Source organism: Pseudomonas sp. 10-1B (assembly GCF_000935045.1).
In the GTDB taxonomy this organism is placed as follows: domain Bacteria; phylum Pseudomonadota; class Gammaproteobacteria; order Pseudomonadales; family Pseudomonadaceae; genus Aquipseudomonas.
Genome location: NZ_JYKS01000048.1, coordinates 26,399 through 38,169, shown reverse-complemented (window position 1 = coordinate 38,169; position 11,771 = coordinate 26,399). Strand labels below are relative to the sequence as shown.

Genomic DNA, 11,771 nt, shown 5'->3' with positions numbered 1-11,771 from the left:
GAAGGCTCAGAGGCTTTTCACCAGGCCCGGGCGCAGCGCCTGTTCGGCAGCGGCGATGCCGTTACGCAGCGGCCGGCCGAAGGCGTCGAGGCTTACCTCGAAGGTGTCGCCAGGGCGCGCCTGAATGCCGTCGGCGAACGACAGCGTAGCGGTGCCGAAGTAATGCACGTGGACATCACCCGGGCGCAGGAACTGGGCGTACTTGAAGTGGTGGAACTCGAGGTTCTCGAAGCTGTGGCACATGTTCTGCTCACCGGACAGGAACGGCTTGCTCCACAGTTCCTGGCCATCACGCAAGATGCGGCTGCGGCCTTCCAGGTGTGCTGGCAGCGCGCCCAGGCGCAGTTCCGGGCCAAAGCTGCAGGCGCGCAGCTTGGAGTGCGCCAGGTACAGGTAGTTGCGGCGCTCCATCACATGGTCGGAGAACTCGTTGCCCAGGGCATAGCCGAGACGGAACGGCGTGCCGCATTCACCGATCACATACAGCCCGACCAGCTCTGGCTCCTCGCCAGCATCTTCGGCAAAGGCTGGCAGCGGCAGGTCGGCCCCAGGGCGTACGACGATGGCGCCATCGCCCTTGTAGAACCACTCCGGTTGCGCGCCCTCCTCGCCCGCTGGCGGTCGCCCGCCCTCTAGGCCCCACTGGAACATGCGCATGCTGTCGGTGACTGCACCCTCGGCCTGCTGCTGGTGCATCTTGTCACGGGTGGCGGCGCTGCCCAGGTGGGTCAGCCCGGTACCGGTGACCAGGCAATGCGCCGGGTCTTCATGGTCAAGCGGCGGTAGCACCCGGCCCTCGGCCAACAGTGCCAGATAGTCATGCCCTTCCCCCAAGCCCGCCACCTGTACCTGGCTTGCCAGGTCGCGGCCAGCGGCGATGGCCTGCAGGGCCAGTTCGCGGGTGCTGCTGCCGCCGCGGATTTCCAGGGCCTGCTCGCCCTCCACCACGCCGACCCGACGTTGGCCAGCCTGATCTTCGAATTGAATCAGACGCATCGTTACTTCTCCTTGCAAGGCCGGGCGCCCGCCCAGGGCGGCGCCCTGCTCGGTCATTCGATGATGTTGAAGTCCTTGAGGTATTCCTCGGAGATTTCCAGGCCCAGCCCCGGCTTGTCGTCATCCAGCTGGATGTAGCCATTGACCGGTTGCGGCTCGCCCTTGAACACGTAGTAGAACAGCTCGTTGCCGACCTCGACGTCGAACACCGGGAAGAACTCGGCCATCGGCGAGGCGGTACTGGCCATGGTCAGGTGATAGTTGTGCATCTGCCCGGCGTGCGGAATGACCGGCACCGACCAGGCCTCGGCCATGGCATTGATCTTGCGCGCCGCGGTGATGCCGCCGACCCGGTTGGTGTCATACTGGATCACGTCCACTGCGCGGCGCTCGAGCAGGTCCTTGAAACCATGCCCGGTGAACTCGTGCTCACCGCCGGAGATCGGCATGATGCCCATCTTCTTCAGCTCGATATAACCTTCGATGTCATCGGCGATCACCGGCTCTTCCAGCCAGCGCGGCTCGAACTCGGCCAGCTTCGGCAGCATCCGCCGGGCGTATTCCAGCGTCCAGCCCATGTAGCACTCGAGCATGATGTCGACATCGGGGCCGGCCAGCTCGCGCAGCGCACGCACCTGCTCGATGTTGCGCCGCATGCCGGCTGGGCCATCCTTGGGGCCGTAGCCGAAGCGCATCTTCAAAGCGGTGAAGCCTTGGTTGAGGTAACCCTGGGCCTCCTCGAGGAACAGGTCGAGGTTATCGTTGGCGTACAGCTTGGAGGCGTAGGTCCAGATCTTCTCCTTGGTACGCCCACCCAGTAACTTGAACACCGGCTTGTTCACCGCCTTGCCCATGATGTCCCAGATCGCCAGGTCGATTGCCGAGATCGCCGCCATACCGATACCTTTGCGCCCCCAGGCATGGGTGCGGCGGTACATCTTCTGCCAGATGTACTCGCTGTCGAACGGGTCTTCGCCAATGCAGATCGGTGCCAGGTACAGGTCGATGATTTCCTTGGCCACACGCGGTGCCAGGGCGCAGTTGCCGATACCGACGATGCCGGTGTCGGTTTCGATTTCCACTACCAGCCAGCCGTGGAAACGGAACGAGCCCATGGCGTCGCCACGCTCGAAGAGGATGTCGCTGGCGTTGGTGCAGAAGTGCGCCTGGGGCGGTACCACCTTGCCTTTCCACTCGAACACGCGGGTACGTACAGCTTTGATTTTCATGCTTGAAGTTCCTTTCACTAGAGTGTGTTGATCAGCCGGCCTGCGCAGGTTCCAGCGGGGCTGGCGTGGGTCGGGAAGCTTTCAGTCGGGACAGCAGCCAGGCACCTAGCACGCCGACCACTGCCAGGGCGAACATGCCGGCACGTGGGGCGGCGAACAGCCGCGCGCGGCTGGTGGAAATGGCCGAAACCAGGGAGCTGGTGTGATCGCTCATGGAGGGATTCCCCGTTTTTGCCTTGATCGCCCCGCGTAGCGCCTGGGCGGGCTTCTTGTTGTTGGTGTTGGGCTGACTGTAGAGGGGCCCAGGCCAGGCGGATAATCACTTATGCGTATCCATCGATAGCCTGGGGTAATACCTTTTCCCTGGTTGGTAGCGACGGGGTTATAGGGGGCCGTCATCCAGCCCCCTGCTCGCTCAGAGCAGCTTCAGCGTGTAGCTAAGGATCAGTCGGTTCTCGTCCACATCCGCCACATGATTGGAACGCACCGCGGCGTTGCGCCAGCGCACGCCAAGGTTCTTCAATGGCCCGTCCTGAATCACATAGGTGATATCCAGGTCGCGCTCCCAGGCCTGGCCGTCACCGCCGCCCGCCACCTGGGCATGATCACCGCTGACATAACGGGCCATCAGCGCCAATCCGGGGATGCCAAGAGCGACGAAATCGTAGTCGTAGCGCGCCTGCCACGAGCGTTCCCCCGCTGTGGTGAAGTTGCGCACCTGTATGTCGTTGACCAGCGGGGTGCTGGTACCGGCGATGTAGATCATCCCGTTATCGCCATACATGCGCTGGTAGCCAGCGCCGACGGTGTGCCCGCCGCGTCTGGCGCTGAGGAAGCTGGTCAACGCCTGGTTGTCGAGGTCACCGAGCTTGGCGCTGCCGTCCTCTCGAGTGGTGAACAACCCGGCATTGGCGCTCAGGGTCCACTCTCCTACCTTCTGCTTGTGGCTGACGCTGTAGTAACGCTGCTGGTAGACATCCTCCAGCCGTGCCTGCCACAGCCCGACCTGGGTGCGCTCGGCATTGAAGCGATATTCGCCACCGAGGTAGTCGAAGCGATCGGCGAACACCCCGCCCCGGCCATCCACCGAAAGGTCTTCATGGTTGGTGGAGTTGCGCTGGCTCAGCGAGCGCATCTGCCCGGCCTGCAGGTTCAGGCCGTCGACTTCCCTGGAACTGAGCATGCCGCCCTGGAAGGTCTGCGGCAGTAGGCGCCCATCATTGCGCAGCAGGATCGGCAGCTCAGGCATCAGCTCGCCGACCTTGAGCTCGGTTTTCGACCACTTCAGCTTGGGCGCGAGACCAAGGCGCGAGAACTCATCTGCCGCGCGGCCATCGCTGTGCCGAGGCAACAGCCCGGAGCCGCTGCGCGCCGGGCTGCTGTCGAGCTTCACCCCCAGCTGGCCGATCAGGTCGATGCCCACGCCCAGCACCCCAGCGGTGTAGCCCGAGTTGGCCTGCAGCACAAAGCCCTGGGCCCATTCTTCCTGCCTGGACTGCGCCGCACCTGGTTGGCGAAAGTCGCGGTTGAAGTACAGGTTGCGCAGGCCCAGGGTGACGCTGGCGTCATCGACGAAACCCTCGGCATGGGCGTTCTGGGCCAGGCTTGCCAACAAACACGGGGCGAGTGCACCGGCACTACGCAGGTGAGGAAAGGCTTTTGTCATTGTTGTTTTTCCTTTTTCCAAGGTGAAGCCAGCCGTGGAGCCAACAGGCTCCAGGCACGGGATGAGGTCAGAACGAGGCAACCCCGAACGGGGCTGCCGAGCACTCAGCGGGCGTTGCGCCCCATGCGGCAGGCAATCTCGAACGCCTGTCGGGTGGCACCGACATTGGCCTTGCCGAGGCCTGCGATGTCGAAGGCAGTACCGTGGGCCGGGGTGGTGATGGGGATAGGCAGGCCACCCTGTACGGTCACGCCACGGGAGAAGCCCATCAGCTTGATGGCGATCTGGCCTTGGTCGTGATACATGGTCACCACCGCGTCGAAGGCCTGGGCATCGCCCTGTACCTTGAGGAAGATGGTGTCGCCCGGATACGGGCCATCGGCATCGATGCCTTGCTCCCGTGCCCGCTGTACGGCCGGGCCGATGATGTCCAGCTCTTCGCGGCCGAAGCTGCCGTTGTCGCCGTTGTGGGGGTTCAGGCCGCAGACACCGATGCGTGGTCGCTCAAGGCCGCTGCGTTTGAGCGCGGTATCGATCAGGCCGATGGCCTCGAGCACTCGCTGCTGGCTGAGCAGGCCCGGCACCTCGGCCAGGGCCACGTGCGAGGTCACCCGTGAGGTCCACAATGCATCGAGCACGTTGAACTCACAGAACGGCCCGGCGAAATTCAGGCGCTCGGCAAACCAGTGCAGTTCATCGCTGTGACCCATCCCGGCCATGTGCAGCGAGGTTTTGTTCAAGGGGCCGAACAGGATGGCGTCGGTCTTGCCCGCCTGGGTCAGCTCCAGCGCCACCGCCAGCGTGTCCAGACTGTAGCGCCCGCCGACCACGCTGGCCTCGCTGCGTGGGAAGGAACCCTGGGCGTCACCATGATAGCCGAACAGCACCGGCGTATCGTCGCTGAAGTCCAATGACGCCAGCGCGTCGATACGCCGATAGGGAAATTCGCACCCGGCAATCTGCATGCCACGGCGCAGCTCCTGCTCGTCGGCGATCAGTACCACATGCGCCTTGCTGCGTACCTCGGGCTCGGCCAGCAGGCGGGCGATCAGCTCAGGACCGATACCGGCCGGGTCACCCAGCACCATGGCCAGGCGCGGGAGGGGTTGTTTGCTCATGCGGGTGTCCTCATGTCAGCCGACGCCTGGGCGTGGCGCAAGGTGTCGGGCACGGTGCGGTAGATGCGCCGTGCATTGCGGTAGAAAAGCTGTTCCTGGGCCGCGCGCGGCAGGTCGGCGACGATGCGCTTGAAACCGCCATAAATGTCATCGAAGCTGCCGCACAGGCCATCGACCGGAAAGTTGCTGGCGAACATCGCCCGTTCGCTGCCGAACAGTTCGATCACCTGGCGTACGATCCAGGCGTTGTCCTCCGCGCGCCATGGCGTGCCAGCTACGCCGATGCCAGATATCTTCACCACGACGTTGGCGCACTCGGCGAAGCGCGCCATGGCCTCCTGCCAGTTGGCCAGGCCCTGCCAGCTGCGGTCCGAAGGCAGCCCGGCGTGGTTGAGAATCAGCAGGGTGTCGGGAAAGTCGCGGGCCAGCTGTGCGGCTTCAGCGAGGTTCCACCACGGCGTCTGCAAGTCGAAGTGCAGGTCGTGGCGCCCCAGTTCGGCATAGCCCCGGCGCCATTGCTCATCGCTCATCAAGGTACGCGAGCGCCCCACTTCGCCGGGGTGCGCCGGCCCACCAGGCTTGTGGCGAACACTACGCACCCGCTCGAAGCTTGCCTGGGCAGCGATAACGTCGGCGGCATCGGTGGCGTGCAGCCAGGCCTGGGCGACCACCGCGTTGGGCGCGCCATAGCGCGCGGCCAGGGTGTGGATGAAGCGGGTTTCGCCAATCGGGTCGCGTGGGTCCCATTCGGTTTCCACATACACCGTCTCGACCACCTTATGCGTGCCGGCATCGGCAAAATAGTCCTGGGGGAAATAACGGCGCTTGATGGCGCTGTAGTCACCGTAACGGAACGGGATGTTCTCATTGCCCGACAGCCACGGATGGGGGTTGTTGGCAGGGTCCCAGAAATGATGATGGGCATCGACGATCGGCCCGTCGTACAGCTCAGCCATGGTTCACCTCGGTCTTGTCCAGCGAAATCAACAGGGTGCCGACGATGAACAGCGCCGAGCACAGGGCAAAGAAGCCGAGCACTGCCGGGTAACCCCCCAGGTGCTGCAGCAGCACGCCCACCAGGATCGGCACGACAATGCCGCCCAGGCTGCCGGCCAAGTTCATCACGCCGCCGATCAGACCGACCCGCGACGGTGCGGCGAGCAGCGCCGGGAAGCTCCAGTACAGGCTGCCCCACATCAGGAAGAAGGCGGTCAGCGACAGGAGCGCGACGGCAGCGTAGGCGTCGCTCAGGCCTGGCAGCAACAGGAAGGCGCACAGTGCCACCAGGCCGGACAAGGTCAGCAGGCCCTTGGCAGCAAGGCCACGGCGCACGCCCTTGCGAATCAGCAGGTCGCACAGGAAACCACCGACCAGCGAACCCAGCGCACCACACAGGAAGATGATGAACGTGGCAGCGCCGATGCCCTTGATATCGAAGCCGCGAGCGTGGGCCAGGTAGCTCGGCCCCCAGGTCAGCAGGCCGAAGAACACCATGGCCCAACTGGCGCGGCCGAGCAGGATGCCCGCCAGCGACCGCGCGGCAATGCCCAGCCCCTTGGTGCCTTGCCGTGCGATGTCGGCCAGCGGCACGGCACACCCCTGGTTGATCTTGTCCAGCTCGGCCTGGTTGACCGCGGGGTGTTCGGCGGGGTTGTCGCGCAGGTAGTGCCAGGCCAGCCAGGCCATGGCCAAGGTCGCGATGCCTGCGACGAAGAAGGCGATGCGCCAGGAGCCGAGCACGGCGATCAGGTAAGCGATGATCAGCCCGCCCAAGGCAGCGCCCAACGGGCCACCGCAGTCCATCAGCACCGCCCCGCGGCTGCGCTCGTTGGCACCGAGCCACAGCGAATTGAGCTTGCCGCCCGACGGGAACAGTGGCGCCTCGGCAGCGCCTAGCGCGACCCGGGCGAACATCAATGACAGGCCACCAGTGGCGAAGGCCGCCAGGGTCTGGAAGGTGCCCCATAGTCCAGTCGACCAGCCGATCACCCTACGCGGTCCGTAGCGGTCAATTAGCCAGCCGCCGGGGATCTGCAGCAAGGCATAGGCCCAGAAGAAGCTACTCAGGATCAGCCCCTGCATGCTTGGCGTCAGCTCGAACTCGGCTGCGATGGTGGGCATGGCGATGGAAAGGGAGACACGGTCGATCAGGTTGATCACCGTGAGCGCAAAGATGATGGCGAAGATGCGCCAGCGAACGTTGCTGGCTTTCAGGGCGGTGGCCTTTTCGGCCGAATGCCCGGCGTTAAGCACGGCAGATTGTGCCTGAGCCATGGGAGGTACCTCTGTTTGTTATTGTTGTGATTCGGTGATTCCAGCTCGGCAACTATGGATACGGCAACGATAACCGTCTAATCAAAACTACTCATAGAGCCATTTCCTGTGGTTATCGCTCAGGTATAACCCTGGGCTATCGATGTATAGGGAATTTTGAGTAGACGCTTATCGCCACCCTTCGCACACTCCGTTGACCCATAACAAAGACAACAAAGAGGTCACCCCCATGCGATATGCCTACGCGCGTCACCTGTCGTCGTTCCTGGCCGGCTGCAGTCTGTTCTGCGCCAGTGCCCTGCCCGCCCTCGCCGAGGCCTGGAAACCCGAGAAGAACGTGGAGATCGTTGTCGCCGGTGGCCCCGGCGGTGGTACCGACCAGTTGGCCAGGCTGATTCAATCGGCGATCAGCCAGCACCACCTGCTAGACGTCAACACTGTGGTCCTGAACAAGGGTGGCGGCAACGGTGCCGAAGCCTTCCTTGACATGAAGCTGGCCCAGGGCGACGCGCACAAGCTGGTGATCGGCACCAACAACGTCTACCTGTTGCCACTGGTGGCCAAGCTCGGTTACCAGTGGACCGACCTGACCCCGGTGGCAGCGGTCGCCGAAGACGACTTCATCCTCTGGACTTACCAGGACGCCCCTTGGGCCGACGCGACCGCGTTCAAGGGCACACTGGCCGACGGCAGCAACAAGCTGCGTTTCGGCGGCAGCCAGTCCAAGGATGTCGACCAGACCCTGGCCTTGATGATCGGCCAACAGGTCGGCAGCAAGCTCACCTACATCCCGTTCAAGAGCGGTAGCGAAGCCTCGATCCAGCTGGCCGGCAAGCACATCGCCGCCAACCTCAACAACCCCGCCGAAAGCCTCAGCCAATGGCGCGCAGGCCAGGTCCGGCCGCTGTGTGTGTTCAGCCGTGAGCGCATGATCTACCAAGAGAAAGTCACCGCCGAACAGGCCTGGGCCGATATCCCCACCTGCCATGAGCAGGGCCTGGGCATAGACCAGTACCGCTTCCCGCGCACGGTGTTCCTGCCTGGCGGCGTCAACGACGAGCAACGTGGCTTCTACGTCGAACTGCTGCGCAAGGTCAGCCAGACCCCCGAGTTCAAGGCCTATGTCGAGCGTTCGGCGCTGGCCCCGACCTTCCTCGAAGGCCCGGCGCTGGTGAGCTACATCGAGCAGGACCGTGCGCGGGTCATCCCGCTGTTCAAGGATGCCGGCTGGCTGCGCCAGTGAACGGCGCGAGGGAGAGCATCATGAACACGACTGCGGATAAGCCGCTGGTCACCACCCGATGGGTGGAGATTGGTCTGGCGCTGTTCACCGCCGCGCTAGGTGGCATCGTCATGCACGGCAGCCTGGCCATCGGCATCGGCTGGGGCGATACCGGCCCTGAAGCTGGCTACTTCCCCTTCTACATCGGCCTGCTGCTGAGCTGCGCCAGCCTGGGCAACCTGTTGCTGGCGCTGCTGCGCCGGCAAGCCATGGCTGAGATATTCGTCGGCCGTCAGGCGTTCCGCCAGGTACTGGCGGTGTTCCTGCCGATCGCCGCCTATGTCGCCGCCATGCCGTTCGCCGGCATCTACCTGGCCTCAGTGCTGTTCATCGCCTGGTTCATGTGGCGCGCGCGCAAGGCTGGCCAGGGCCATGGCCGCCTGACCATCGCCCTGGTCGCCTGCGGCGCGGCATTGGCCAGCTACCTCATCTTTGCCGTGTGGTTCAAGGTGCCGCTGGAGACCGGTGTGCTGGGTGAGCTGGCAACCTACCTGGGAGGGCTGCGGCCATGAGCGAAATTGATTCGTTGATGCAGGGCATGAGCCTGATTCTCACCGCCCATCACCTCGGGCTGATGGTGGTCGGCGTGCTGCTGGGCATCTTGGTCGGCGTGCTGCCGGGGTTGGGTGCACCGAACGGCGTGGCCCTGCTGCTGCCGCTGACCTTCACCATGGAGCCGGTGTCGGCGATCATCCTGCTGTCGTGCATGTACTGGGGGGCGTTGTTCGGCGGTTCGATCACTTCGATCCTGTTCAACATCCCGGGTGAGCCATCCTCGGTGGCGACCACCTTCGACGGCTACCCGATGGCGCGCAACGGCCAGGCCGGCGAAGCGCTAACGGCCGCGTTCACCTCGGCGCTGCTCGGTGCTCTGGTCGGCGTACTATTGCTGACCTTCCTGTCCACGCATATCGCCAGCTTCGCCATGGCGTTCAGCTCGCCGGAGTTCTTCGCAGTCTACCTGCTGGCGTTCTGCACCTTCATCGGCCTGAGCAAGAACCCTCCATTGAAGACCGTGGTAGCGATGATGATCGGCTTTGGCATGGCCGCGGTCGGCATGGACACGGTGTCCGGTGAGCTGCGCCTGACCTTCGACCAGCCCTGGCTGCTGTCCGGCTTGAGCTTCGAGGTTGCTGTCATCGGCCTGTTCGGCATCGGCGAAATTCTCTGCACGGTGGAGGAAGGCCTGGTGTTCCGTGGAGAGCGGGCGCGCATCACGCCGATGGTGATCCTACGCACCTGGGCCAAGCTGCCGCGCTACTGGCTGACCTGGCTGCGCAGTGCCCTGGTCGGCTGCTGGATGGGCGTCACCCCCGGCGGCCCGACCGCGGCGTCGTTCATGAGCTACAGCCTGGCGCGGCGGTTCTCGAAGAACCGCGAGCGCTTCGGCAATGGCGAAGTGGAAGGTGTGATCGCTCCGGAAACCGCCGACCACAGCGCCGGCACCAGTGCCTTGCTGCCGATGCTGACGCTGGGCATCCCGGGTTCGGCGACCGCGGCGGTGATGCTCGGCGGCTTGATGATCTGGGGCCTGCACCCAGGGCCGACGCTGTTCGTCGAGCAGCACGATTTCGTCTGGGGGCTGATCGCTAGCATGTACCTGGGCAACGTCGTCAGCCTGATCGTGGTGCTGGCGACAGTGCCGCTGTTCGCCTCGATCCTGCGTATCCCGTTCTCGATCATCGCGCCGATCATCATCATGGTCTGCGCCATCGGCGCCTACTCGGTGCACAACTCGATGACCGACGTGGGCCTGATGCTGGTGTTCGGCGCCTTGGGCTACCTGTTCAAGAAGCTCGGTTACCCGATCGCACCGCTGGTACTGGCCGCCGTATTGGGTGACAAGGCCGAAGACGCCTTCCGCCAGTCGATGCTGTTTTCCGACGGGCAACTGTCGATCTTCTGGTCCAACCCGCTGGTCGGCAGCCTGACCGGCGCGGCACTGGTGATGCTGTGCTGGCCGTTGCTGGCCAGGGCCATCGCCGGGCTGCGTGCCAGCGTCGGCCGCCACCTGGCACGCCGTACCGCCTGAAATGGGCCAGCAGCGGGGGCGCTACCTGCCCCGCTGCTGGCGTCCTCGTCCATTTCTTGTCAATCTTGGCCACCTCTATGACCACGAGCCAGACCATGTCCCGCATCCCCGACGCCAACATCATCCACAGCCGCCTGCGCTTGCGGCAACTGCGCCTGATGCTGGCTCTGGACGAACTGGGCTCGCTGCGCCGGGCAGCCGAGGAGATCGGCATGACCCAGCCTGCCGCGACCAAGATGCTGCACGAGGCCGAGGACCTGCTCGGCGTCGAGCTGTTCGAGCGCCTGGCCCGCGGCATGCGTGCCACGCCGTTCGGCGAGACGCTGATCTACTACGCACGAATGATCTTCGCCGAGTTGTCCGGCATGCGCGAAGAGATGGTCGCCCTCGAGTCCGGCAACCTCGGCCGGGTTACCATCGGCGCCATTCCGGCCCTGGCCTCAGGGCTGCTAACGCGCACCATCGCCACCCTCAAGCAAAGCCATCCGCGCCTGTCGATGAGTCTGCAGGTCGATACCAGCGACGTGCTGGTGCAGGCGCTGCAGCAGGACCAGCTTGACGTGGTGCTCGGCCGCATCCCCAGCAATGCGCGCACCGACGACCTGCAGTTCGACAGCCTGGGAGAAGAGGAGCTATGCGTGATCACCGGCGCCCAGCACCCTCTGGCCCAAGCGAAAAAAATTGCCTGGACTGAGCTGCAGGAGATGACCTGGATATTGCAACAGCAGCCCAGCCCTATGCGTAACATCATCAATCAAGCGTTTCACAATGCCCGCATTGACCTGCCTAACAGCATTGTAGAGACCACTTCAATCATGACCCTGTTGTCACTGCTGCAGCAGACCGACATGATCGGTATCACGCCGCGTTCAGTGATCGAAGACTATCCCGGACGCCACCTACTCGCGGTCCTGCCAATCCTGTTGGAACCTCGACTACCGCCCTATGGGCTGATCACCCGACGCAACAGGGTCCACTCCTCAGCGATGCAAACCTTTATGGCAGCAGTGCGCGAACAACAAAAGCATGCCCATTGATCAGCAGGTCGAACAGCCTGTCGCGTCAGATGGAGATTCAGTCCGAAGCGCGGAGGCCTCAGGGCCCAGGCGAAAAAAGGCCGGCAATAATACTTTGCCGGCCATACCGCCAATCACTGGCAGTCATTCCTCGTACG

The 11,771-nt window shown here is 64.0% G+C and carries 11 protein-coding genes; 4 read left to right on the top strand and 7 right to left on the bottom strand.

What is annotated here, in order from left to right:
- Positions 1-6: 6 nt before the first annotated feature.
- The 7 genes from araD1 to TZ03_RS22740 form a co-directional block, all read right to left on the bottom strand.
- Positions 7-996 (bottom strand): AraD1 family protein, encoded by a 990-nt coding sequence (araD1, locus tag TZ03_RS22770; protein ID WP_051100638.1) that lies wholly within the window; start codon positions 994-996, stop codon positions 7-9.
- Positions 997-1,049: 53 nt separating this feature from the next.
- Entirely contained in the window at positions 1,050-2,225 is a 1,176-nt protein-coding gene (locus tag TZ03_RS22765; RefSeq protein ID WP_051100582.1) for an L-lyxonate dehydratase, read from the bottom strand.
- 31 nt (positions 2,226-2,256) lie between these two features.
- Complete coding sequence (locus tag TZ03_RS22760) at positions 2,257-2,439, bottom strand: hypothetical protein (RefSeq protein WP_051100580.1); 183 nt, start codon at positions 2,437-2,439, stop codon at positions 2,257-2,259.
- A gap of 201 nt (positions 2,440-2,640) precedes the next feature.
- Positions 2,641-3,891, bottom strand: a complete 1,251-nt coding sequence (locus tag TZ03_RS22755; protein WP_051100578.1) for an OprD family porin — start codon at positions 3,889-3,891, stop codon at positions 2,641-2,643.
- 104 nt (positions 3,892-3,995) lie between these two features.
- Positions 3,996-5,009, bottom strand: a complete 1,014-nt coding sequence (locus TZ03_RS22750) for a 4-hydroxythreonine-4-phosphate dehydrogenase PdxA (RefSeq protein ID WP_051100576.1) — start codon at positions 5,007-5,009, stop codon at positions 3,996-3,998.
- The gene (locus tag TZ03_RS22745; protein ID WP_051100574.1) at positions 5,006-5,965 is read right to left on the bottom strand and encodes an amidohydrolase family protein; all 960 of its coding nucleotides are present in this window, start codon (positions 5,963-5,965) and stop codon (positions 5,006-5,008) included. The genes TZ03_RS22750 and TZ03_RS22745 overlap by 4 nt, the downstream gene beginning before the upstream one ends.
- Complete coding sequence (locus TZ03_RS22740; RefSeq protein WP_051100572.1) at positions 5,958-7,283, bottom strand: MFS transporter; 1,326 nt, start codon at positions 7,281-7,283, stop codon at positions 5,958-5,960. The genes TZ03_RS22745 and TZ03_RS22740 overlap by 8 nt, the downstream gene beginning before the upstream one ends.
- Before the next feature lie 229 nt (positions 7,284-7,512).
- Here TZ03_RS22740 and TZ03_RS22735 point away from each other — a divergent pair, with 229 nt between their 5' ends.
- The 4 genes from TZ03_RS22735 to TZ03_RS22720 all read left to right on the top strand — a co-directional run bounded on the left by TZ03_RS22735 (position 7,513) and on the right by TZ03_RS22720 (position 11,634).
- Positions 7,513-8,526, top strand: coding sequence for a tripartite tricarboxylate transporter substrate binding protein (locus TZ03_RS22735; protein ID WP_051100570.1), 1,014 nt, complete (start codon positions 7,513-7,515; stop codon positions 8,524-8,526).
- Positions 8,527-8,546: 20 nt separating this feature from the next.
- Positions 8,547-9,077, top strand: coding sequence for a tripartite tricarboxylate transporter TctB family protein (locus tag TZ03_RS22730; RefSeq protein ID WP_051100568.1), 531 nt, complete (start codon positions 8,547-8,549; stop codon positions 9,075-9,077).
- Positions 9,074-10,597: a tripartite tricarboxylate transporter permease gene (locus TZ03_RS22725; RefSeq protein WP_051100565.1), complete on the top strand. Its 1,524-nt coding sequence runs from the start codon at positions 9,074-9,076 to the stop codon at positions 10,595-10,597. The genes TZ03_RS22730 and TZ03_RS22725 overlap by 4 nt, the downstream gene beginning before the upstream one ends.
- A 95-nt stretch (positions 10,598-10,692) precedes the next feature.
- Positions 10,693-11,634, top strand: a complete 942-nt coding sequence (locus TZ03_RS22720) for a LysR family transcriptional regulator (protein ID WP_051100563.1) — start codon at positions 10,693-10,695, stop codon at positions 11,632-11,634.
- Positions 11,635-11,771: the final 137 nt, after the last annotated feature.